At 65.7% G+C, this 22,211-nt stretch carries 23 protein-coding genes; 14 read left to right on the top strand and 9 right to left on the bottom strand.

Annotated elements, in window-relative coordinates; genetic code table 11:
• Positions 1-39 precede the first annotated feature (39 nt).
• From AC56LR_RS10610 to AC56LR_RS10600, 3 genes are read left to right on the top strand one after another with little or no spacing between them, the layout of a single operon-like run.
• A complete protein-coding gene (locus AC56LR_RS10610) occupies positions 40-1,752 on the top strand; it encodes a methyl-accepting chemotaxis protein (RefSeq protein ID WP_497130139.1) in 1,713 nt (570 codons plus the stop codon).
• A complete protein-coding gene (locus AC56LR_RS10605; protein WP_497130137.1) occupies positions 1,752-2,087 on the top strand; it encodes a hypothetical protein in 336 nt (111 codons plus the stop codon). The genes AC56LR_RS10610 and AC56LR_RS10605 overlap by 1 nt, the downstream gene beginning before the upstream one ends.
• Positions 2,088-2,108: 21 nt before the next feature.
• Positions 2,109-2,873: an alpha/beta hydrolase gene (locus AC56LR_RS10600; RefSeq protein WP_497130136.1), complete on the top strand. Its 765-nt coding sequence runs from the start codon at positions 2,109-2,111 to the stop codon at positions 2,871-2,873.
• Positions 2,874-2,951: 78 nt separating this feature from the next.
• On the opposite strand, the gene AC56LR_RS10595 is transcribed toward AC56LR_RS10600, so the two are convergent.
• Genes AC56LR_RS10595 through AC56LR_RS10585 form a run of 3 tightly spaced genes read right to left on the bottom strand, consistent with a single transcriptional unit; the run spans position 2,952 to position 7,684 of the window.
• Positions 2,952-3,158, bottom strand: coding sequence for an addiction module protein (locus tag AC56LR_RS10595; protein WP_489875573.1), 207 nt, complete (start codon positions 3,156-3,158; stop codon positions 2,952-2,954).
• 43 nt (positions 3,159-3,201) lie between these two features.
• Positions 3,202-6,786: a M1 family aminopeptidase gene (locus AC56LR_RS10590; RefSeq protein ID WP_497130135.1), complete on the bottom strand. Its 3,585-nt coding sequence runs from the start codon at positions 6,784-6,786 to the stop codon at positions 3,202-3,204.
• Positions 6,787-6,790: 4 nt separating this feature from the next.
• The gene (locus AC56LR_RS10585) at positions 6,791-7,684 is read right to left on the bottom strand and encodes an ABC transporter ATP-binding protein (protein ID WP_497130133.1); all 894 of its coding nucleotides are present in this window, start codon (positions 7,682-7,684) and stop codon (positions 6,791-6,793) included.
• A 207-nt stretch (positions 7,685-7,891) separates the two neighbouring features.
• Between AC56LR_RS10585 and AC56LR_RS10580 the strand changes: the two genes are divergently transcribed.
• Positions 7,892-8,326 (top strand): hypothetical protein, encoded by a 435-nt coding sequence (locus tag AC56LR_RS10580; protein ID WP_497130131.1) that lies wholly within the window; start codon positions 7,892-7,894, stop codon positions 8,324-8,326.
• A gap of 73 nt (positions 8,327-8,399) precedes the next feature.
• Positions 8,400-9,044, top strand: a complete 645-nt coding sequence (gene coq7 / locus AC56LR_RS10575; RefSeq protein WP_497130129.1) for a 2-polyprenyl-3-methyl-6-methoxy-1,4-benzoquinone monooxygenase — start codon at positions 8,400-8,402, stop codon at positions 9,042-9,044.
• A gap of 144 nt (positions 9,045-9,188) precedes the next feature.
• Here coq7 and AC56LR_RS10570 read toward each other — a convergent pair whose 3' ends face one another.
• The 4 genes from AC56LR_RS10570 to AC56LR_RS10555 are packed head-to-tail and all read right to left on the bottom strand — an operon-like array spanning position 9,189 to position 13,016.
• On the bottom strand, positions 9,189-9,611 hold the full coding sequence (locus tag AC56LR_RS10570) for an OsmC family protein (RefSeq protein WP_497130128.1): 423 nt from the start codon (positions 9,609-9,611) through the stop codon (positions 9,189-9,191).
• Between the two features lie 33 nt (positions 9,612-9,644).
• Positions 9,645-10,829, bottom strand: coding sequence for an ABC transporter permease (locus AC56LR_RS10565; RefSeq protein WP_497130126.1), 1,185 nt, complete (start codon positions 10,827-10,829; stop codon positions 9,645-9,647).
• Entirely contained in the window at positions 10,826-11,557 is a 732-nt protein-coding gene (locus AC56LR_RS10560; protein ID WP_497130125.1) for an ABC transporter ATP-binding protein, read from the bottom strand. Before AC56LR_RS10560 ends, AC56LR_RS10565 begins: the two co-directional genes overlap by 4 nt.
• A gap of 10 nt (positions 11,558-11,567) precedes the next feature.
• Entirely contained in the window at positions 11,568-13,016 is a 1,449-nt protein-coding gene (locus AC56LR_RS10555; protein ID WP_497130123.1) for an alpha/beta hydrolase, read from the bottom strand.
• Between the two features lie 292 nt (positions 13,017-13,308).
• Between AC56LR_RS10555 and rplM the strand changes: the two genes are divergently transcribed.
• The 5 genes from rplM to argC all read left to right on the top strand — a co-directional run bounded on the left by rplM (position 13,309) and on the right by argC (position 17,021).
• On the top strand, positions 13,309-13,737 hold the full coding sequence (gene rplM / locus AC56LR_RS10550; protein ID WP_091874105.1) for a 50S ribosomal protein L13: 429 nt from the start codon (positions 13,309-13,311) through the stop codon (positions 13,735-13,737).
• Positions 13,738-13,746: 9 nt separating this feature from the next.
• The gene (gene rpsI, locus AC56LR_RS10545) at positions 13,747-14,139 is read left to right on the top strand and encodes a 30S ribosomal protein S9 (protein ID WP_259211456.1); all 393 of its coding nucleotides are present in this window, start codon (positions 13,747-13,749) and stop codon (positions 14,137-14,139) included.
• Between the two features lie 186 nt (positions 14,140-14,325).
• Entirely contained in the window at positions 14,326-15,081 is a 756-nt protein-coding gene (locus AC56LR_RS10540; protein ID WP_497130121.1) for a helix-turn-helix domain-containing protein, read from the top strand.
• 9 nt (positions 15,082-15,090) lie between these two features.
• Positions 15,091-15,825 (top strand): hypothetical protein, encoded by a 735-nt coding sequence (locus AC56LR_RS10535; RefSeq protein ID WP_497130119.1) that lies wholly within the window; start codon positions 15,091-15,093, stop codon positions 15,823-15,825.
• A 158-nt stretch (positions 15,826-15,983) separates the two neighbouring features.
• The gene (gene argC / locus AC56LR_RS10530; RefSeq protein ID WP_497130117.1) at positions 15,984-17,021 is read left to right on the top strand and encodes an N-acetyl-gamma-glutamyl-phosphate reductase; all 1,038 of its coding nucleotides are present in this window, start codon (positions 15,984-15,986) and stop codon (positions 17,019-17,021) included.
• Positions 17,022-17,040: 19 nt separating this feature from the next.
• Here the strand turns inward: argC and AC56LR_RS10525 are convergent, their stop codons facing one another.
• Positions 17,041-17,658 (bottom strand): ArsR/SmtB family transcription factor, encoded by a 618-nt coding sequence (locus tag AC56LR_RS10525; protein ID WP_497130115.1) that lies wholly within the window; start codon positions 17,656-17,658, stop codon positions 17,041-17,043.
• Positions 17,659-17,747: 89 nt separating this feature from the next.
• Between AC56LR_RS10525 and AC56LR_RS10520 the strand changes: the two genes are divergently transcribed.
• From AC56LR_RS10520 to erpA, 3 genes are all read left to right on the top strand, one after another.
• Positions 17,748-19,043 (top strand): S41 family peptidase, encoded by a 1,296-nt coding sequence (locus AC56LR_RS10520; protein ID WP_497130113.1) that lies wholly within the window; start codon positions 17,748-17,750, stop codon positions 19,041-19,043.
• Positions 19,044-19,276: 233 nt separating this feature from the next.
• The gene (locus AC56LR_RS10515; RefSeq protein ID WP_497130111.1) at positions 19,277-19,678 is read left to right on the top strand and encodes a bactofilin family protein; all 402 of its coding nucleotides are present in this window, start codon (positions 19,277-19,279) and stop codon (positions 19,676-19,678) included.
• Between the two features lie 54 nt (positions 19,679-19,732).
• Positions 19,733-20,101: an iron-sulfur cluster insertion protein ErpA gene (gene erpA, locus AC56LR_RS10510; RefSeq protein WP_489875586.1), complete on the top strand. Its 369-nt coding sequence runs from the start codon at positions 19,733-19,735 to the stop codon at positions 20,099-20,101.
• Positions 20,102-20,178: 77 nt separating this feature from the next.
• On the opposite strand, the gene AC56LR_RS10505 is transcribed toward erpA, so the two are convergent.
• Complete coding sequence (locus AC56LR_RS10505; protein WP_497130109.1) at positions 20,179-21,276, bottom strand: anhydro-N-acetylmuramic acid kinase; 1,098 nt, start codon at positions 21,274-21,276, stop codon at positions 20,179-20,181.
• Between the two features lie 174 nt (positions 21,277-21,450).
• On the opposite strand from AC56LR_RS10505, the gene AC56LR_RS10500 reads away from it, so the two are divergent.
• Complete coding sequence (locus AC56LR_RS10500; RefSeq protein WP_497130107.1) at positions 21,451-22,203, top strand: hypothetical protein; 753 nt, start codon at positions 21,451-21,453, stop codon at positions 22,201-22,203.
• Positions 22,204-22,211 lie beyond the last annotated feature (8 nt).

Here is a 22,211-nt window from a genome sequence, read left to right as displayed (position 1 = left end):
CTGGATGCCACTTTTCTAACTATTTACCTGTCTGAACCCATGAAGCTCTCCGACCTGAAAATCGCGACCCGCCTGTATCTCGGCTACGGTGTCCTGATCGGCATCACCGGCATCGTCGTCGCCATCGCCTATGCGAACGTCTCCGCGCTCGACTCCGCCACCGATGCGAACGTGCGGACCTACCAGGCGCTGGTCGAGGTCGAGGGTGCGATGCAGGCGCTGGTGAATATCGAAACCGGTGAGCGCGGCTACGCCCTGACCGGCCAGGAAGGATCGCTCCAACCCTACCTTGCAGGCAAGCAGGCCTTCGGCCAGCACGTCGACAAGGCGCTGGCGCTCATGAGCGACAGCGAAGCACAGCAGGAGCGCCTGAAGCAGCTGGCGGCGCACCAGGGCGCGTGGCTGGTCCAGGCCATCGATCCGGTAATCGCCCTGCGCCGCGCGGCGGTGGGCGACGACCTGGCGGCGGTGGTCGCCATGGTCCAGGCAGGCAAGGGCAAGGCCGGCATGGACGCCATGCGCGGCCTGGTCGAGCAGATCCGCGAGACCGAGTTGGGCCTGCTGGCGCAGCGCGAAGAGGCGATCGCCGTGGCCCGTTCGGCCATGCGCCGCACCCTGGTCGGCGGCGGCATGATTGCGGCCGTGCTGGCGGTCTTCATGGCCTACCAACTGGGCCGCAACATCAGCATCCCGCTGCGCCGCGCCGTCACGCTGGCCGAGCGCGTGGCGCGCGGTGACCTGACCGCCGAGGTCAAGGTGCGCACCAATGACGAGGCGGGCGAGCTGATGGCCGCACTCAAGGCCATGAACGCCTCGCTGGTGGCGATCGTCTCGAAGGTGCGGGCCGGCACCGGGGCGATCGAAATCGCCGCCCAGGAAATCTCGGCCGGCAACCAGGACCTGTCGGCACGCACCGAGCAGCAGGCCGGTTCGCTGGAAGAGACGGCGTCGTCGATGGAAGAGCTGACCTCGACCGTCAGGCAGAATGCCGACAATGCGCGCCAGGCCAACCAGCTGGCCGCGAGCGCCGCCGACACCGCCCTGCGCGGCGGCGAAGTGGTGGCCGAAGTGGTGGTGACCATGGACTCGATCAACCAGGCCTCGCGCAAGATAGCCGACATCATCACCGTCATCGACGCCATCGCCTTCCAGACCAATATCCTGGCACTGAACGCGGCGGTCGAGGCGGCGCGCGCAGGCGAGCAGGGACGCGGCTTTGCCGTCGTGGCCGGCGAAGTGCGCAACCTGGCCCAGCGGTCGGCGGCGGCCGCAAAAGAAATCAAGGGCCTGATCGGCGACTCGGTCGCGCGCGTGGAAGCCGGCTCGCGCCTGGTGGACCAGGCCGGGCGCACGATGGACGACGTGGTGGCCAGCGTCAAGCGCGTGTCGGACATCATCGGCGAAATCGCGGCGGCCAGCCAGGAGCAGCGCGAAGGCATCGAGCAGGTCAACCAGTCGATCGTGCAGATGGACCACGTGACGCAGCAAAACGCGGCGCTGGTGGAACAGGCCGCCGCCGCCGCCGCCGCGATGCGCGAGCAGGCCGGCGGGCTGGCCCAGCTGGTGGGCACCTTCCAGCTGGCGCAGGCAGCACAGGCAGCGCCGATGCAGGCAGTGCAGCGGCCGCCGGCGCGTCCGGCGCTGGCGCATGGGCGCGGTGCGGCGCGCAAGGCCGCACACAAGGGCGCGCGCAAGGCGGCCGCGCCGGCGCCGGCCGAAGACGGCGTGGAACCGGCAGCGGAAGCGGCCTGATGGCGGAGCCGCGCCTGACCCAGGCGGCGGCGCTGCTGTGCTGTACGCTGATGGCCTCGGCCGTTCTGGGCGAAGGCCGCAGCCCGCCCCCCGCGCAGCGCGTCAAGCAGGAGATCGTCGCGCAATCGATCGCCGCCTATCCCGGCCGCTGCCCCTGCCCCTACAACGTCACGCGTAACGGCAGTTCCTGCGGTGCACGCAGCGCCTGGAGCCGAAAAGGGGGCTATGCTCCCATTTGCTACGAAGACGAGGTCACCAGCGAGATGGTGAAGCGCCATTCGCAGCAAGCATCACGCCAACTTGCCCGCGTCGCCAGGCAGGAGACGCCGCAGTAAACGCAGGCCAAGGACCACACCATGCCGAAGACCCTGGGCCTCATCCTGTTGCTGGCTTTGTGCGCGTATGCCGGCGCCTGCCTGGTACTGTTCGTGTCCCAGCGCGTGTTCATCTATTTTCCGCCTCCGGCCGCCGCTTTTCCTGCGCCCCACACATCCAGGCTGGCCGTACCCGGCGCCAGCCTGGTCGTGTCCGAGCGGCCCGCCGAGGGCCCCAGGGCGCTGATCTATTTGGGCGGGAACGCCGAAGACGTCAGCGCCAGCCTGCCGCTGCTGGACCGGGCCTTCCCGGAGCGCTCGCTCTACCTGCTGCACTACCGGGGCTATGCCGGCAGTACCGGCCTGCCAACCGAAGACGCGCTGGTGGCCGATGCGCTGGCGCTGTTCGACCAGGTGGCGGGCAAGCATGACGACATCGTGGTGGTCGGGCGCAGCCTGGGCGCCGCCGTGGCGGTGCAGGTGGCCGGCCGGCGGCCCGTGAAGAAGCTGGTGCTGGTGACGCCCTTCGACAGCCTGCGCGGGCTCGCCGCCCGGCAGTTCCCGTATTTCCCGGTGCGCTGGCTGCTACGGGATGGCTACGACACCTGGCGCCATGCGCCGCAGGTGAAGGCGCCGACCCTGATCGTCGCCGCTTCAAGCGACGAGATCGTCCCGGCCCACAGCACGCAGCGGCTGCTGGCGCATTTCAACGCGGGCGTGGCCTCCATGCGGGTGATCCCGGAAACCGGGCATAACGCGATCTCGGACAGCCCGGAATACCTGCGCGCGCTGCAGTGGGCGCGCTAGCCTGTACCGCCTGAAAAGCAAAAACCGCGGTCGGGCCGCGGTTTTTTCATGACGCGCACAGGGGGCGCGTGTCGAATCTTACTCCTGCCACTCCTGCAGCGCGCGGATGGCCGCTTCGCCGTTGCGGATCGCCTTCACGCGGCGCACCACTTCGTTGCGCCAGGCCTCGTCTGCGTCCTCGTCGGGACCATCGATATCCTGAAGCAGCATGCGTACCAGCGTATGTTTTTCCTCTTCGCTCAGCAGCTTGATCTTTTCAGCGATCTCGGCAACCACGTTTGACATGATGATCCTTCGTATAAACAGTGGTTCGATAATAACTTGAGATTCAAAGGTTGTCGACTGGAACCATGTTATCTGTTGGTTTTCTGTCAATAAGCTTGTTGTCGGGATCGATTCCCGCCCGCACCGGACGCGTGTTGACGACCAGCGTCACGGTCTGCGCCGCCTGATCGACCAGGCGCCGTTCGCGCACCAAGGGGTTGCCGTTGCGGTCGTCGACGCCGAATTCGATGTAATCCTTCAGCGGCGCCGGCTTCTCGTCGCCCAGTTCGCCCGCGCGCACCTTGCCGGCGCGGGCCTTGATCGTCACCTCGAACTTGCCGTCCTTGCGCTGGCGCGCGACCGCGCTGTCGGCACGGTTCTCGTACAGGACGATCGATTCGAACAGGTCGCCCACCAGATAGGCCTTATCCGGGGGCGTCACGGCGCGCAGGGCGTCCACCAGCACCGCGACGCTGGGGTAGGGTGCGCCCTTGAACGCGTGCTGCGCCAGCAGGCCGCGCAGCACGCCGTTGACGGTGTCTTCGCCCAGCAAGTCCTGCAGCAGGTACAGCGCCAGACCGCCCTTGCGGTAGTGAATGTAATCCTGGTTCTCGTTCTGCGCCAGCGGCAGTTCCTTGCGGCGCTCCATCGCGCGGCCCCGCAGGTAGGCGTCGAGGTTGTAGCGCAGGAAGCGGCGCATCTTCTGCGCGCCATTGGCACGCTTCATGACCATCAGCGCCGTGTATTCCGACAGGCTCTCCGACAGCGCGGTCGCGCCGCGGGTGTCGGCGCCCACCAGCTGGTGGCCCCACCACTGGTGCGCCGTTTCGTGCGCGCTGACGTAGAAAGGGTAGTCGATGTCCTTGGGCGAGTCGCTGTCGATGCGCGCGATGAAGCCCATGCTTTCCGAGAACGGGATGGTGCCCGGGAAGGCCTGCGCATAGGACGCGTAGCGCGGGAACTCGACGATGCGCAGCTCGCGGAAGGGGTAGGGGCCGTAGCAGCGCGAAGCGTAGTCCAGGCCGGCCTGGGCGCCGCGGATCATGCGCTCGACATTGTAGTCGTGGCCCGGGTGGTAATACACATCGATGGTCACGTCCTGCCAGCGGTCGTGGCGCACTTCATACCTGGCCGACTGGAAGGCGTAGAAGTTCAGGATCGGCCGGTCCATCCGGTAGTGGAAACGGCGGCGGCCCTTGTCCATCCATTCCCGTTCCAGCGTGCCCGGTGCGATCGCGACCTGGTCCGGGGTGGTGCTGACGGTGGCCTCGAAGCCGATCCAGTCGGCGTCCACGCCCAGGCCGTTGTTGGCGCGCCCGGCCGCGTCGCCGTGCGCGGCCATCGGGGCTTTCGGCGGCAAGCCATGGCGCTTGCGGTCGCGGTCGTCCAGCAGCTCGACCGCCGGCTGGTAGCCGATGCGCGGCATCACGTCGTTGGTGAAGAAGCTGCCGTTGCCCACCACCGGCGTCTCGCTGCCCAGTCCCAGCAGGCCGCCCGGGGCGTAGCCCAGGCCGAAGGCCAGCGCCATGCGCCCACCCGGCTGCAAAGGCGCAGCCAGGCGGTAGTGGTAGAAGCCGCGTTCGGGGTCGGCGGCGACCTGTTGGGCCGGCCGCGAGAAGCGCAGCGCAAGGGCCGCGCCGCGCTGCTGGTAGAGGACGATGTCCGAGACCGGCTTGCCACTGCGGTTCTCGAGCTGGTAGACGCCCTTGACGGCCAGCCTGCGCTGTTCCGGGCGAATATCGACGTCGAGTGTGACGCCGGTGATGCGCGGCTGCGGCAGGCGTGCAAAGCGGCGGTAGCGCTGCTCGTATTCGGCGCGCGTTTTTTCCATCTGCACGGTGGTCTGGTAGCCGCCGGCGGACAGTTCATACGCCAGCAGGACCCCGGTGCCGGCGAACACCACCAGCCCCAGGCCGAAGCCGGCCAGCACCGGCCTTGAGAGGTTGCGGCGAGCCAGGCGCAGGCACTCGCGCCAGCCGCTGTCCACGCCGCGCGCCCACAGCACGCGCGCCGCCACCATCAGCATCAGCGCGAAGCCGGCCCAGTACAGCTGGAACAGGTATTCGCGCAGGAGATAGTGGCCGAAGCCGTTCATCGCCGAATAGGTGAACCGCGGGGTGTAGCCATACACCAGCATCGGGTGGTCGATCCCATAGCCCTGGGCCGTGCCCGCGATCAGGTACAGGGCGATCAGGATGAAATAGGCCAGGTATTTGTTGTTGACGATGACCTGCATGGCGATCGCCACCACCGCCAGCAGCGCGTACTGCGGCAGCAGCACGGTGAACAGGAAGCGCAGGTAGAGGCCGGGTTCGAGCCCGAAATAGCCCTTGAACAGCTGGATCAGCATGCCCACCACCATCGCCATTGCCAGGAGCAGCGCCTGCAGGCCGATGAGCGCCAGCGTCTTTCCCGCCAGGGGCAGCCAGGTCGGCGCGGGCAGGGCGTCGAGCATCTGCGACATGCGCGCCTCGCGCTCGCGCCATACGAGTTCGCCCGCGAACAGCGTGGTCACCACCAGCATGTACAGCTCGAACACGTCGCGGATCAGCTCCAGCACCATGTAGGTGACCGGCAAGGTGGACGTGCCGTAGATGGAACCGAGGTCGATCGCACTGGCGGCCAGGATCAGCGCGCCGGCGAGGGTCAGCGCCAGGAAGTAGATGTTCTTGGTGGCTTCGCGCAGGTTGTACCAGACCGACTTGGCGAGCAGGAAGGCCAGGCTGCGGTGCGCGAAGTCCGGCGCTTCGCGCGTGTTCACCGCGGCGTGCGACAACTGCACCGGCGTTTCTTCAGGCGGCAGCACCTGGCCCTTCTTGTGGCGCGGGTCGATGCTGCCGGTGGTATGGAAGCGCCAGTAGCCCAGCAACAGGACGGTCAGGCCGAACGCCACCCAGCCCAGCCGGTTGACCAGGAATACCCCCTCCAGCAGCACGGGCCGGGTATTGCGCTCGGCGATCGGCCAGTATTCGGTGAGGCGGATCAGCGCCGTGGTGCCGAAAGGGTCGATCAGGGCCGCCAGGGTCTTGTAATCGAGGTCGCGCGCCAGCGAGGGCGCGATGATGTAGCCGATCATCATGACTATGCTGGCCACGTAGACCGGCAGCATGCGGCGCGACAGCGCGGCCAGCACCCAGAACAGCGCGCCGAAGATGAAGGTGTTGGGCAGCAGCGTGAACAAATAGGGCAGCAGGTAGGTCGACAGCGGGGCCGGGCCCAGGCGGTCGGCTTCCACGCCCGGGATGAAGCTGCCCAGCCAGGCGCCCAGCACGATGCTCGACAGGATCAACGCCAGCGTGGCATAGGCCCCCAGGAAGCGTCCCAGCACGTAGTGGTGCTTGCGGATCGGCGCGCTGAAGAAGAAGTGGTGCATGTCGTATTCGAAGTCCTGCTGCACCGAGCGGCCCATCACGGCCGCCACCACGACCACCCCGAAGCAGCCCAGGAAGGAGGCGGTCAGCGCGACCTGGCGCGGCCCGTTGATCAGGAGCCGGCCGCCGAAGGTGACCATGGCGTCGCGGAACACGCCGCCGGCCGCGGCCATCCACAGCAGCGCGAGCGCCAGGAACATGCCGAAATAGATCCAGGTCGAGAGCAGGCGCAGGCGCTGGGTCGCCTCGAAGCGGGCGATGGCGAAGAGCGGGCTCATTGCCTCAGCAAGTCCCTGCGGCTGCGTTGTGGCGGCCGGCGATGGTGGCGAAATACACGTCGTCCAGGCTGGCGCGGGCCGGCTCGAAGCCGTCGCCCGGATCGCTCTCCGAGTACACGTGGATCAGGGTGCGGCCGGTGAGCAGGCGGGTGGAAATCACCTGGTGGCGCTTCTGGAACAGCGGCAGCTCCTGGCGGGTCACGAAGCGCGCCCAGATAAAGTCTTCGATCTCGTAGGTCAGGTCTTGCGGGTCGCCGCACAGCAGCACGTGGCCCTTGTTGATGATGGCCATGTTGGCGCACAAATCGGCCACGTCGGACACGATGTGGGTCGACAGGATGACGGTTTTATCTTCGCCGATCTCGGACAGCAGGTTGTGGAAGCGCACCCGCTCCTGCGGGTCCAGGCCCGCGGTGGGCTCGTCGACGATGATCAGGCGCGGGTCGCCCAGCAGCGCTTGGGCGATGCCGAAGCGCTGGCGCATGCCGCCCGAATAGGTGCCGAGGCGCTGGTTGCGCACTTCCCAGAGATTGGTCTGCTGCAGCAGTCCATCGACCACCTCGCGCCGGCGGCCCTTGTGCGACAGGCCCTTGAGCTGGGCGAAATGGTCGAGCAGTTCGTAAGCGGTCACTTTCGGGTAGACGCCGAAATCCTGCGGCAGGTAGCCGAGCATGCGGCGCACCTCGTCCTTCTCGTCCAGCACATCGATATCGTCCAGGAAGACCGAACCGGAATCGCATTCCTGCAGCGTGGCCAGGATCCGCATCAGCGTCGACTTGCCGGCGCCGTTCGGGCCGAGCAGGCCGAACATCCCGGCGGGGATGGTCAGCGTGACACGGTCGAGCGCCACCACGCCATTGGCGTAAGTCTTCGACAGATTGCGGATGCGTAATTCCATACTTGCTCCATGACAACGCGACAAAGATGCGCGTGGAAACCTTCTTTAACGCCTGCATTGTATTAAATTGTTCAGCCAGATGTGGACTCTCTGCGACGCACGGACAATTCGGTGGACCAGACTGCATAATCCGGTGATAGGGCGCACGGTTAGTTTCCCTGTGAAAACATTGCTCGCCTTACTCGTGGAAACGTGGATAATGGACGTATGAACAAGGTCATCCAGGACAAGCTGCTGGCATTGATGCGCGAAGGCCGCGGCCGCGGCGAGGCGACCGACTGGTTCCGTGTCGGGCTGGGGCTGGTTTACCTGGCCGGCCTGATGACCCAGGAAGAGATCGATTTCAAGGTGGTCGACCGCGCGTTCAACCGCTTCATCTATCACACGCTGGGCAAGGGCCACAGCATCGCCAGCGTGCTGCAGTACATGAGCGGCGAGAAGGTGATGCCGACCGTGGAGTCGGCGCGTTTTACGCAAGCCTTCAGCGCGCACTGCCCCGACATTCCGGTCGAATCGATTCCCTTCCTGCTCGAGCTGAACCTGGGCGTGGCGAAGAATATCTCGGGACTCGAGCCCGACGGCCCGCTGGCCGACTGGGTGGCGCGCCAGAAGGCGCTGGCCGCAGGGCAGGGCAGCCCCTGAGACGCCGAGCCGGGCGTCCCCGCCCTGGCGCTGCGCCTATAATGATGTTTTCGGATACTGCATCGATGACACCATGAGCGCTTACCGTTCCAACTCTCCCCTCGACAATCTGATCACCGGTTTCGACAAGGCCCTGCGCGTGGTGGGCGGCGTGGCCGCCTCCTCGCGCCCCAACCCGGGGGCGCATGCCACCGACTGCGAACTGAGCGACGAAGAGCGCCGCCACAGCGCGGGCCTGATGCGCGTGAACCACGTCGGCGAAGTCTGCGCCCAGGCGCTGTACGACGCGCAGGCGCGCTTCGGCAAGAGCGACACGATCCGCGCCCAGTTCAAGAAATCGGCGCGCGAAGAAGAAGACCACCTGGCCTGGACCGCGGAACGCCTGGGGGAACTGGGCTCGCAGCCGAGCATCCTCAATCCGCTGTGGTATGCCGGTTCGTATGTGCTGGGCTCCATCGCGGCCAAGCTGGGCGACCCGCACAGCCTGGGCTTCGTGGTCGAGACCGAGCGCCAGGTCGAGGCGCACCTGGACAACCACCTCGAGCAGCTGCCGCCGCAGGATGCGAAATCGCGCGCGATCGTGGAGCAGATGCGGGTCGATGAAATCGCCCACGGCGCGTCGGCGCAGGCGCTGGGCGCTTCCGAGATGCCGGCGCCGGTGCGGATGGCGATGACGGCGATGTCGAAGGTGATGACGACGACGGCGTATCACATTTAGTTATTTGCTAGATCTGCCTGCGTATTCATCCAGGCGCCAACTATCACCGCGCGGGCGGCATAGCCGCCCACCCTACAAAAGCCACTGACTCGTAGGGTGGGCGGGTTTCCCGCCCGCGCGTTCAACCAGCCAGTGAGCAGCCGCTCAAACCTCCACAATCTCGATCGAATGCGTGATCTCCGCCGTCCTGGCCAGCATGATCGACGCCGAGCAATACTTGTCGTGCGATAGCGTCACCGCGCGCTCCACCGCCGCCGGCTTGAGGTTGCGCCCGGTGACCGTGAAGTGGAAGTTAATCTTCGTGAACACCTTCGGATCCGTTTCCGCGCGCTCGGCCTGCAGCGTGACGTCGCAGCCGCGCACGTCCTCGCGGCCGCGCTTGAGGATCAGGACCACGTCGTAGGCGGTGCAGCCGCCGGTGCCCACCAATACCATCTCCATCGGGCGCGGCGCCAGGTTGTGGCCGCCGGCGTCAAGCGCGCCATCCATCGCCACCATGTGGCCGGTGCCGGTCTCGGCGCGAAAACTCATGCCCGACGGGCCGTTCCAGCTGACTTTCACTTCCATTCGATTTCTCCGCTATTGAACCAGTACCGAAGCTTACACCGCCAGCACGTAGCGCTCGCTCTTCATGCGCCAGCTGGCGAAGGCCACGATCAGCAGCGCCGGCACCGCCGAGCACAGGAAGGTCAGCAGGAAGGGCAGGGTGCCGAGGTCGCCGCCCTTGGACAGTTCCTTGATCAGGGTCTGGTTCGACAGCATCGGCACCGCATACATCCACAGCGCGGTTTTCAGGTCGAGGAAGGACACCACGATGCCCGGGACGATCGGCAGGATGATCACGAAGCTCAGGATCGTTTGCGCTTCCTTGAAGGTCTTGGAATTCATGGCCAGCGCCACGTACAGCGCGCCCGCCAGCAGCGACAGCGGCGCCGTCACCAGGCAGACCAGCGCCAGGTCGCCCCAGCCCAGGCTCCAGGACATGCCGATCTCCTCGAGCGGCAGCCACTGAAGCATGAGGTGGGCCAGCACCAGTTCCAGGGTCACGCCGACCACGCCCAGCAGGCTCGCCGCCAGCCACTTGCCGCCGATGAGCTCCCAGGTGTGCGCGGGCTGCGCCATCAGCACTTCGAGCGAGCGGCGTTCGCGCTCGCCGGCGGTGCTGTCGACCGAGGCCGACATGGTCAGCATGAAGGCCGGCAGGAACAGCACGCCCATGATGCTCCCGACCAGCATGGCCGAGCGCGAGGCGTTGGTGCCGGTGTCGTAGCGCTGCACCTGGATCGGCGTGAGCGCCGCCGGCGACACGCCATGCGCCAGCAGGCGCGCGCTGGCCACGTTCGAGCCGTAGGCATCGAGCACGTCCTGCACTTCGCGGCGCTGCGAATTGCTCTCGGCCGCCGAGTCGTACCAGACCTCGACCCGGGCCGGGCGCATCGCATGGTAGTTCTCGGCGAAGTCGTCCGGCAGGCGCAGCACCGCCGCCACCTTCTTGGTGCGCAGCAGTTCGCCGATGGCCTCCTCGGTCATCGGGGCGGTGTCCTTGACCGTGATGTTCTTCTGGCCCAGCTGCGCCATCAGGGTCGGGGCGCGGGCCGCCCCGATCACCGCCAGGTCGACGCCTTCGCGCTCGGTCTTGGTGCTTTTTTCGATCAGCTGGTGCATCGTCAGGCCGATGATCAGCGGGTACAGCAGCGTGAACATGGCGAGCATGCCCAGCGTGCGCTTGTCGCGCAGGGTTTCGCGCAATTCTTTCAGGTAGACGATCAGCAGCCGGGATTTCATGCGATTCCTTCTTCGGTGCCGACCAGGCTGACGAATGCGTCTTCCAGGTTGGCGATGCCGGTGCGCCGGCACAGTTCTTCGGGCGAGCCCTGGGCCACGGTGTGGCCGCCGGCGATGACGATCACGTCTTCGCACAGGGCGGTGACTTCCTGCATTACGTGGGTGGCCATGATCACGCAGCAGCCGTCGGCGCGCAGCGCGCCCAGGGCGGTGCGCAGGGCGCGCGTGCTCATGACGTCCAGGCCGCGGCTCGGTTCATCGAGCAGCAGGTGGCGCGGGCGGTGCAGCAGGGTGCGCGCCAGCGCCACCTTGATGCGCTGGCCCTGCGAGAAGCCCTTGCTGCGGCGCGCCAGGATGTCTTCCATGCCGAGCAGCGCCGACACCTCGTCGATGCGCTTGTTGATGGCGGGGCGGTCCATGCCATTGAGCTCGCCGAAATAGGTGAGGTATTCGCGGGTGGAGAGGCGCTCGTAGAGCCCGAACTGGTCGGTCAGGAAGCCGATCGAGCGGCGTACCGCCATCGGATCCTTTTCGGGATCGATACCGTCGATCGAGATGCTGCCGTGGTCGCGCTTGAGCAGCCCGACCAGGGTGCGCAGCAGGGTGGTCTTGCCGGCGCCGTTGGGGCCGAGCAGCGCGGTGATCTGGCCATCGCGCGCGGTGAAGCTGACGCCGCCCAGCGCCTTGACGGCGCCGAACTGTTTGCGTACATCGTGGACTTCAATCATGTCTGTCGCCTTAAGGTTGCGGGCCGGCGCTGCCGAGCTGGAAGGTGGGAGCCGGGATCTCGTTCAGGCAGGTGGCGTCGAGCGTGGCTTGCGGCTTGTCGAGGAATGCGCGCAGCAGGCGCGGTGCGCAGCCCAGCTGCGAGACGCCATGGCCGGCATTGGCCACGACCACCTGCTGGGCATGCGTCATGTACCTGGCGGCGGTGGCGGCGCGGTGCGGCGGCGTGACCGGATCGAGCGCGCCGGAGAGCAGCAGGGCCGGGGTCGCGATCGGGCTTGGGGTGCGGTAGGCCACCGGCGGCACGTTCATCGCCTTGCACATGGCCGGCATCTTGTCGGCCAGGGTCTTGGTCAGCTGGCCGGCGTCGGACTTGAGCAGCTCGGGCGTGAAGCGCGGGATGTCTTCGGCGCAGACCACGGCCAGGTGCATCAGCATCGCCATGTTGCCTTCGGCGCCGAAGTCGCTGGCCAGGTTCTGGCGCGCCACGAAAGGCTGCCAGCGGCCCTGGGCGGCGTTGTGGATCAGGAAGGGCAGGCGGCGCGCGTCGGCCGGCGAATACAGGATGTTGTGTACGGTGCCGAGGAAGCGCGCCGAGGTCATCGACAGCGTGAGCGGTTTCGCGGTGCGCGGATCGGCGATCGCCAGGCGGATCGGGCCCGCAGCCAGTTTCGCCGCCAGGGCGTCGAAGTCGGCGCGCACGGTCGGGAAGGCCTTGTTGCAGGCGGCGTCTTTCGCGCACAGGGCGAAGGTCTTGTCGAGCGCGGCCTGGGCGTCGCGCGCACCGGCCGGGATCACCTGGTCGGGCGCGGCCACGCCGTCGAGCACGATGCTGCGCACGCTGCCCGGATACAGGCGGGCATAGGCCTGGCCCAGGCGGGTGCCGTAGGAGGCGCCCCAGACGTTGACGGCGCCGTAGCCGAGCGCGCGGCGCACCAGTTCGAGGTCGCGCGCGCCGGCATCGGTGGTGTAGGCGCTCCAGGGCGCCTTGTTGGCGGCGATGCAGGCGCGCAGCTCGACCTCCAGCTGCTCTTCGGTCATGGTTTCGTGCTCGGGCTTGTTCTTGCAATCGAGCTTGCCCGACAGGCCGGTGCCGCGCTGGTCGATGAAGACGATGTCGCGGGTGGCGCGCACGCGGCCGAAGGCCAGCGTGAGCAGCTGCACCACGTCGCTGCCGGCCTGGCCGGGGCCGCCGGCCAGCACGAACAGCGGGTCGCCCCGGGTGCCGTCGCGGTGGGCGGGCGCCACGGTGACGTGCAGCTTCATGCTGCCGGCGCGCGGGTTGGCGTGGTCGACCGGGACGTCCAGGCTGATGCAGCGCAGCGCATCGGTGGCGCCGGGCAGGTGGCAGCTGCGCGTCGCCGCGGGGGCAGGCTTGGCTGCCGGGGCGGGCGCTGCCGCGGTGGCGGTGGATGCCGCCAGCCAGATGGCGGCGGCGGGCAGGAACGATCTTGTCTTCACACAATCTCCTCAGGGGTTGCCTGCATAGTAGGTTGTCATCGTTTTGCCGGTCAATAACTTAGTTGCACACTCACACGAAATTATGCGAGGGAGCTTGATTGGCGCGGAAGCAGGCAGGGTAGTCGGGCGGGGGAGCGGAAAAAGCCACAGCAGGCGGCACGCGGATTGACGCCTCTACCGTGGATCGGCTATCATCGTGGGCTTTCCCTTTGCTCGGGGAAGATAATAAGGCAGAGTCCGCTGCAGCAAGGGCGGAACCACCACAGTGAGCACTTTTAATTAGGAAGTCAACATGAAAACTTTTTCCGCTAAGGGCCATGAAGTCCAGCGCGACTGGTTTGTGATTGACGCGACGGACTTGGTCCTCGGACGTGTTGCCAGCGAAGTGGCACTCCGACTGCGCGGCAAACACAAGCCAGAATTCACTCCGCACGTCGACACCGGTGACTTTATCGTCGTCATCAACGCAGGCAAGCTGCGCGTGACCGGCACCAAGGCCACCAACAAGACGTACTACCGTCACTCGGGCTACCCGGGCGGTATCTACGAAACCAACTTCCTGAAAATGCAACAGCGCTTCCCGGGCCGTGCCCTGGAAAAAGCTGTCAAAGGCATGCTGCCGAAGGGCCCACTGGGCTATGCAATGATCAAGAAGCTGAAAGTGTACGCGGAAGGTTCGCACCCGCACGCAGCACAGCAACCACAAGCACTGACCCTCTAAGGAACTGACATGATCGGTAACTACAACTACGGCACCGGCCGTCGCAAGAGTGCAGTCGCTCGCGTGTTCATCAAAGCGGGCACCGGCCTGATCATCGTGAACGGCAAGCCTGCGAACGAATACTTCTCGCGCGAAACCGGCCTGATGGTCATCCGCCAGCCGCTGGAACTGACCGGCAACGTCGAGCGTTTTGACATCAAGGTCAACGTGCACGGCGGCGGCGAGTCGGGCCAGGCAGGCGCCGTCCGTCACGGCATCACCCGCGCTCTGATCGACTACGACGCAGGTCTCAAGGGCGACCTGGCACGTGCCGGTTTCGTCACCCGTGACGCCCGTGAAGTCGAGCGTAAGAAAGTCGGCCTGCGTAAAGCACGCCGCGCAAAGCAGTTCTCGAAGCGTTAATTTCGACTTCGACAGCGCCCCCGGGCGCTGCTGCAAGAAAGCCGTCCTCCGCAAGGTGGGCGGTTTTTTGTTTTTCGGGCCGGGTTTTTTGCAGGATTCATCCTTATTCGCGCATATTCATCTTCCAAGTCTTGCATGAATGGCCAAGAATACGGCTTTTCCATTGACGTTCAGGAAAGGTTTGCGATGAATTTTGGAGAAAGACTCAAGCAGCTCAGGACCGACAAAGGCCTGACCCAGCCACAGTTTGCCCAGGCGGCAGGCATCGAGCAGTCCTACCTGTCGAAGCTGGAAAACGACAAGTCGGTACCCTCGGCCGACATGTTTTCCACCATCCTGGCCGGTCTTGGCGTGGACGAGGCGACGTTTCTGAGCGAAGTGGACCGGGACGTGCTGGCCACGACGCTGCGCCATATCCCGGCAGTGACCCAGTTCACCGCCAGTACGGTGGCCGTACAGGTCAACCATACGAAGCAGTGGCTGTACGGCTCGGCGGCGGCGTGGATCCTCGGATTCGCCATGATGCTGGCGGCCAATGACGGCATCTTCTTTTCAAACAAGCTCTACAAATACACTTCTCCCGGTGTGCTGCGCGCCGGCGAGGCGGAAAACATCTTCCAGAACTACAAGGAGATCCTGACGCTCAGGATGCTGGCCCAGACCATCACGCATGCCGACATGGCGAAGCAGCTGGAAGCGTTCCAGTCCAACCGGGTCCGGCCGGTGACGGTGGAGTGGCCAGCCAGCCGCGGCACGGTGTATACCGAACAGGTGGAAAACGGCCGGCGCCGCTTCGACCTGGTCGATACCACCCATGCGCAGGCGCCCGGCAACCGCATCCTGCAATTCCTGGGCGCGATCGTGATCCTGTGCGGCTTCGTCGGCCTGTTCATCGAGTGGCGGCTGCGCCGCCTGAAAACCACCCTCCGTTCATCACGCTGAAGGAAACCCATGTCCCAGCTCCGCACCTTCCTGGCCGGCGCCACCACGATGGCCGCCTCCCTGGCTGCCGTCGTGGTCCTCACCGGCGCCACCGATCCCGGCCGCCGCGCCAGCTTCGACGAAATCACCGTCGGGCGCATCAACATCGTCGAGCCGGACGGCACCAAACGCCTCATCCTGTCCAACAAGGCTCAGTTCCCCGGCGACTTCCAGCAGGGCAAGGAAGGCGCGCGCCCGGACCGGCGCTCCTTCGCCGGCATCCTGTTCATCAACGAAGAAGGCACGGAGAATGGCGGCCTGATCCAGAAGGGCAGTATCGGCCCGGATGGCAAGATCTCGTCCGGCCTGTCGCTGACCTTCGACCGTTTCCGCCAGGACCAGGCCATGCAGCTCATGAACAACGACAGCGCCAGCCACCAAATGACCGGCATCCGGATCAACGACGTGCCGCTCTTCCAGCGCACCTCGATGGACGACATGAAACGCTTCAGCGAGGAAGGCGGCAAGCTGCCGGCGGCCGACCAGGAAGCGTATTGGAAGAAACTGTCGGCCGAAGGGCGCCTGAGCGAGAACCGTATCTGGCTCGGCAATACCCGCGACAAGGGCTCGGCCCTGCAATTGAAGGATGCCAAGGGGCGCACGCGCATGATGCTGCTGGTCGCGGCCGACGGCAGGACAGAGATCCAGATGCTGGACGAGCAGGGCAGGGTCAGCAAATCGATCACGCCGGGCTCGGCGCAATAAAAGGCCGGCAAACAATATTTGCACCCAGGGCTTGTGGTGCAAATATTGTTTGCACGGCTGCGTCGCCCCCTCGCCGCCTGCGCCGCACGCATTTTTCATGACTGTTAAAATGCAGCCTCGTCCTGAAAAGGTCATTTTTACATCACGAGGAACAGAACATGATCAAAGTTGGCATCGTTGGCGGAACCGGATACACGGGCGTGGAATTGCTGCGGCTGTTGGCCGCGCGTCCCGACGTGCAGCTGACCGCGATCACCTCGCGCAAGGAAGACGGCCTGCCCGTGGCCGACATGTTCCCCTCGCTGCGCGGCGTCGTCGACCTGGCTTTCTCGAGCCCTGATAAAGCCGACCTGACCCAGTGCGACGTGGTGTTCTTCGCCACCCCGCACGGCGTGGCGATGGCGCAAGCGCCGGCGCTGCTGGCGGCCGGCGTCAAGGTGATCGACCTGGCGGCCGACTTCCGCCTGAAGGACCAGGCCACGTTCGAAAAATGGTACAAGATCCCGCACACCGCGCCCGAGCTGCTCGAGGAAGCCGTGTACGGCCTGCCGGAACTGAACCGCGAAGCCATCAAGACCGCGCGCCTGATCGCCAACCCGGGCTGCTACCCGACCACGATGCAGCTGGGCTTCTACCCGCTGCTCAAGGCCGGCGTGATCGACGCGGGCAACCTGATCGCCGACGCGAAGTCCGGCGTCTCGGGCGCCGGCCGCAAGGCCGAGATCGGCACGTTGTTCTCGGAGTCGAGCGACAACTTCAAGGCCTACGGCGTGAGCGGCCACCGCCACACGCCGGAAACCTCGGCCCAGCTGGCCCGTTACACCGACCAGAAAGTCGGCCTGGTGTTCACCCCGCACCTGGTGCCGATGATCCGCGGCATGCACGCGACCCTGTACGCGCGCCTGACCAGGGACATCGACGATGCCGCCCTGCAGGCCCTGTTCGAGAACGAATACAAGGACAGCGCTTTTGTTGATGTGATGCCTTTCGGCTCGCACCCGGAAACCCGCTCGACCCGCGGCTCGAACATGCTGCGCCTGGCGCTGCACCGTCCGGATGGTGGCGATACCGTCGTCATCCTGGTGGTGCAGGACAACCTGGTCAAGGGCGCGTCCGGCCAGGCCGTGCAGTGCATGAACCTCATGTTCGGCCTGGATGAAACCACCGGCCTGAAGCAGATCGCGCTGCTGCCTTGAGGCCACAAGGGCGGCGTCTTCAGCCGCCGTCCGCTATCCCGTCCGTCTCTCCATCGCTTCCCCTGCGCTTCGGGCGCGCCACATGCGGCGCCAGCACGAACGCACAACTGAGAAGCTGCGTGCGCTCCGGCGTGCGCGGCTGGCTCATCAGGTGGCACAGGCGCCGCAACAGCGCATTCGCCTCCGCAAGCTCATCCTCACTCAGCCACGCCTTGTTGCGCGCCGCCCATAGCTGGCGCGCGCTCCCGCTCGTGGCGACGCCCGGCATGTCCAGCCCCTCATCGAAATCCTGCTGCGCCACTTTCAGCATGGCATGCGAAAACTTGCGCAGGGCACGTTTGCCGGACTCGGTATCGGTGGGGTAGGCGAGCTGCAGCGCGAGCGTTCGTGCACCGGGCAATGCGTAGCGGCGCGCCTCATTCTGGCCATCCACCGATTCCACGACGAGTCCCGATTTCGCGAGCAGCTTCAGGTGGTAATACAGCCCATCGACGTGCCTGCCGAGCTGGAGGGAAAGCTCGGCTGCGCTGACCGGTTTGCCCGAGGCTCCCAGCGTATCGACAATCTCCTGGCGGATGGGCGAGGCCAGCACCTCGATCAGGGCAGGCTCGTCGACCTGCCAATATTCATCCGGCATGATTTTCTCCGTTTGTTGTTTTGTGTTGAAAAATCAGTATATTATTTCAACGACATTTCAACAATAGCTTGATGACAACGGATGAGCACATGATGACTTTGCGAATGCAGTTCCTGTCCCTGCTTGCGGCCTTATGGCTGTGCATGCCGGCACCCGTTGCCGTTGCTGGCGAGCCTTTGCAACAGGTTACGGCTGACCAGTTCCGCGCCGACATCGCCTTCATGCGCGCAACGATTGCGCGGATGCATCCGGATCCCGGATTTTCTACCGATGAGCGTGCCTTGGACGCGGCGTTCGACCGAGTGAGCCAGCGTGTGCCCCCGCGACTGACGCGCGACGAGGCATGGCGGCGGCTGGCCTTGCTGAATCCACAGCTTGCGGATGGCCATTTCTTTGTTGGCTACCCTGACTGGCGGGGCGATACGCTGGCGTGGCTGGCCGGTGGCGGCAGCCTGTTTCCGGTCGAGGTGGAACTCGGCGAGGACAAGGCGCTGTTCGTGCGTCGCCCTACGCCATCTGCTGCTCCGGCGCGCATCGTGTCCATTAACGGGATCGATGCCGGCACGGTGGTGCGCACGCTCCTGGCGAAAGCCCATGGCGATACGCCGGGATTCCGCGCAAACCTGCTGGCCCAGCGCTGGGGGCTGTTCTACTGGAAGACCTACGGGGCGCCTGGCCGATACCGCCTGACGCTCGAGCAGGGCGGGCATAGGCGGACGGTCGACCTGCCGGGCAGCCGCGCCACGCCCCGCTTGATGCGCGACGAAGCGCAGTTCGAGCGCCAATTCAATCTCGAGATCCGCCCCGGCGGCAGCGCCGTGCTCACTGTCGGCAGCTTCAGCCCGTCCGATCCCGCGCGTTTCCTGGCCTTCACGCGCGAAGCCTTCACCCGGATCCGGAAAGAAGGCGTGACCAGCCTGGTCATTGACATCAGCAACAATGGCGGCGGTGACGACGGAATGTGGCTGGACGGGCTCATGCCCTATCTCGCCACCACGCCTTACCGTACCGGATCGACGTACCGGGCGATGTCGCGCCCGCAACCGGGCGTGCATGGCGAGGTGTCCGACGGTGAAATCTCGACCTGGCGCCAGCCGCAACCGGACAATGCCCTGCATTTCAGCGGCAAGGTGTACGTGCGGATCGGGCCGGCAACGTATTCTTCGGCCATCGTGTTCGCCAACGTCATGCGCGACTTCGGGCTGGCCTCGCTGGTCGGCACCGGTGGCGCGGCCCGGCGCTCGCAGTCGGGCGGCGTGCGCGATGTGCGCTTGCCGCACACCGGCCTGCTCATGTCGCTGCCGCGCTTTATCCTCGATCCTCCCGCGGGACGCTCGCCCGGCGCCTTGCTGGAGGTGGACGTGGCGCAGCCGAAGGAAGGGTAAGCGCTACGGCCGGCAGAACCGGACGACCGGAAAGCAACAGGCGGCACCGCACGGTCAGAAGATGCGGGGCGTATTTCGTGCCGCGCATTTTGCAATGCCGGATCGGGAGCGCGCTTTCCTACCGACCCGATCTAGATCAAGGCCACTCTTGTTGAGCACGGTAAATTGACCAATGCACAGGTCATTCAGCGCCCCCGGTAACCGCCGCCGGCGCCATTCAAGAGGGGTGGAACATGTTCGGTCGACAAGTGAAAAGCGAGATTGACAGCCTGGTCGGCATCTCGGCCCGGATCGAGGGCGACCTGTGCTTTACCGGCGGACTGCGCATCGACGGCGAAGTGCACGGCAACGTGGTCGCGGCCGATGGCGCCGACAGCATGCTGATCGTGTCCGAACATGCCCGCATCGAGGGCGAGGTGCGCTGCGCCAGCCTGGTGGTCAACGGCTATATCGCCGGCTCCGTGTATTCGTCGGAACTGCTTGAATTACAGCCGAAAGGCCGCATACATGGTGATGTCCATTACCGCTTGCTCGAGATGCATGGCGGCGCCCTCGTGACGGGGAAACTGACCCACGAAGCCGTCGGCGAGCCGGTGTTTCATCTGGCCGACGCCGAGGCCGGGTCCGCAGCATGAGTTGCGGCTAGGGTCTATAATGGGCGTAATTCGAAATTCACCAGGAGTTCTCCCATGACCGCAGTCGTCGAAGTGCAAGACCTTGACACGATCCCCGTCCCGATCAACTTCACCGACAGCGCCGCACAAAAAGTTGCACAGCTGATCGAAGAAGAAGGCAATCCCGACCTCAAGCTGCGCGTCTTCGTGCAGGGCGGCGGTTGCTCCGGTTTCCAGTACGGCTTCACCTTTGACGAAATCGTCAACGAAGACGACACCACGATGGAAAAGAACGGTGTCCAGCTGCTGATCGACTCGATGAGCTACCAGTACCTGGTCGGCGCCGAGATCGATTATAAAGACGACCTCGAAGGCGCCCAGTTCGTCATCAAGAACCCGAACGCCCAATCGACCTGCGGTTGCGGCTCCTCGTTCTCGGCGTAAAGTTCCCCCAGGCCGCCCGGTGATCCGGGCAGTCGACGGCCCGGTTGATCCGGGCCGTTTCTATTTTCGCGCCGCTTTTACGCCGGATACAGGGCGCCGAGGATGCGCGGCCCGCGTGCGCCGGTCACGGCCGGCAAGTTGCCCGGCTCGCGCCGGCTGAAGCGGTAGCCCAGCCAGGCAAAGGCCAGGGCCTCGACCCTATTCGGCGCCACGCCCAGCACGGCCGTCGATTCCACCTGCACGCCACCCAGCGCCACACCGATGTCGCGCAGCAAAGTCGCGTTATAGGCGCCGCCGCCGCACACATAAATCGCTTCCACGCCCGCGCTGTCGCCACGGATCGATTCCGCAATCGTGACGGCAGTCAGGCGCGTCAGCGTCGCCATGACGTCCTGCGGCGCCACGCCGGCGAAGCCCGTTAACTTGGCATCCAGCCATTGGTCATGGAACAGGTCGCGGCCCGTGCTCTTGGGCGCCGGCTGGCGGAAATAGGGCTCGTCGAGCAGCGCTTCGAGCAGCGGCGCGTGCACGGCGCCGTTTGCGGCCCAGGCGCCGTCTTCGTCATACGGCTTGCCCAGGTGGCGGCCGATCCACAAATCCATCAAGACATTGCCCGGGCCGGTATCGAAACCGGTCACACGGCCATCGCCATGCAGCACGCTGATGTTGCCGATCCCGCCGATGTTCACCACCACGCGCGCGGTGCCCGGCTTGCCGAAGGCCGCTTCGTGGAAGGCCGGCACCAGCGGTGCGCCCTGGCCGCCGGCCGCGACGTCGCGGGTGCGGAAATCGGCGATGACATCTATCCCGGTCAGCTCGGCCAGCAGCGCGGGGTTGTTGGTCTGGCGCGTGAAACCCAGTTCCGGACGGTGGCGGATGGTCTGGCCATGCACCGCGACTGCCGCGACCGGCGCGCCGGCGGAGGGCATCAGCTGGCGCACGCATTCGGCATAGCACAGCGCCAGGCCGTTGGCGGCCAGCGCCTCGCGTTCGAGCTCGTTCTCGCTGGCGGCCTGCAGCGCCATCAACTCGCTGCGCAAGGCGGCAGGGAAGGGCGTGAAGGCGGCGGCGATCGAGCGGATGCTGCCGCCCGCGAAGTCGGCCAGCACGCCGTCAACGCCGTCGAGGCTGGTACCGGACATCAGGCCGATGTACAGGGAAGGGGACTGGCTCATATGCGTTCTCGCTCGATTGACATGGGACAGCGCCGGCCGTGCCGGCGCCCCTGCATACTAAACGGTGCGCCCGAAAAGCGGAAGGCAGGCCGGGGCGCAGCTGCCGGCGTGGGAAACCACGTATTTGCAGCCTTGCCGTTCTGTTACCCTGAGCGAAATGATCCGGAGTGAAAGATGAACAAGATCGGCATTGCCCTACACCTTGTTTGCTGCCTGGCGCTGGCCGCCCCGGCGCAGGCGGCTCCCGTGGTCTCGCATTTCCCCCAGCAAGGGCTGGGGCAGTTTTTGGCGGAACAATTCGACCTGGCCTCGATCCGCAGTTCCTTCGGGCCGCGCCGTACGCCGGACCAGCGCACGTTCGCCGATTTCCAGCTGAAGCCGAGCAGGGCAACGGAGTCGCTGGTCGAATTCGCGCGGCCGAACTGGTTCTACCAGATGGTGGTCACCGAGCGGCGCGACATCAATGGCGACGGCATCGAGGACCTGGCCGTCTGCTTTACCGACAAGGCGGTGGGCGAGGGCAATTACCATGCGCAGCATGGGCTCCTCGTGACTCGCTATGCTGCCAATGGCCATGCCCTTGCGCTGGACTATGATGTAGATGCCTGCGCGCCCTGGCGGGACGAGGCGGTGCGTAGCAGCGCCGCGGCGGTTGGCCCTCCGGAAGCGCCGTACTACGAGGCGCTTGGGCGTTTCATCTATGGGTACCACCGCGAAGGCATCTCGATCGAAGAAATGAACAACCCGGAACTGGCCCGGCGCGGCCCGCCCGAACTGGCCGCACGCGCGCGCAGCATGGCGCAGAAATTCGATTGGATTCTGCACGGCGAGATCAAGCCGCCAGAAGCGGAGCTGAAAGACATCCTGCGCGAGGCGGTTGCGATCAGCGCAGCCATCAAGGAGTGGCGCCAGGGCGCCAAACCCTAGCGTGCGGG

This window comes from Telluria sp. ZT3P39, from assembly GCF_059685935.1.
This window is presented reverse-complemented; position numbering and strand designations above follow the sequence as displayed.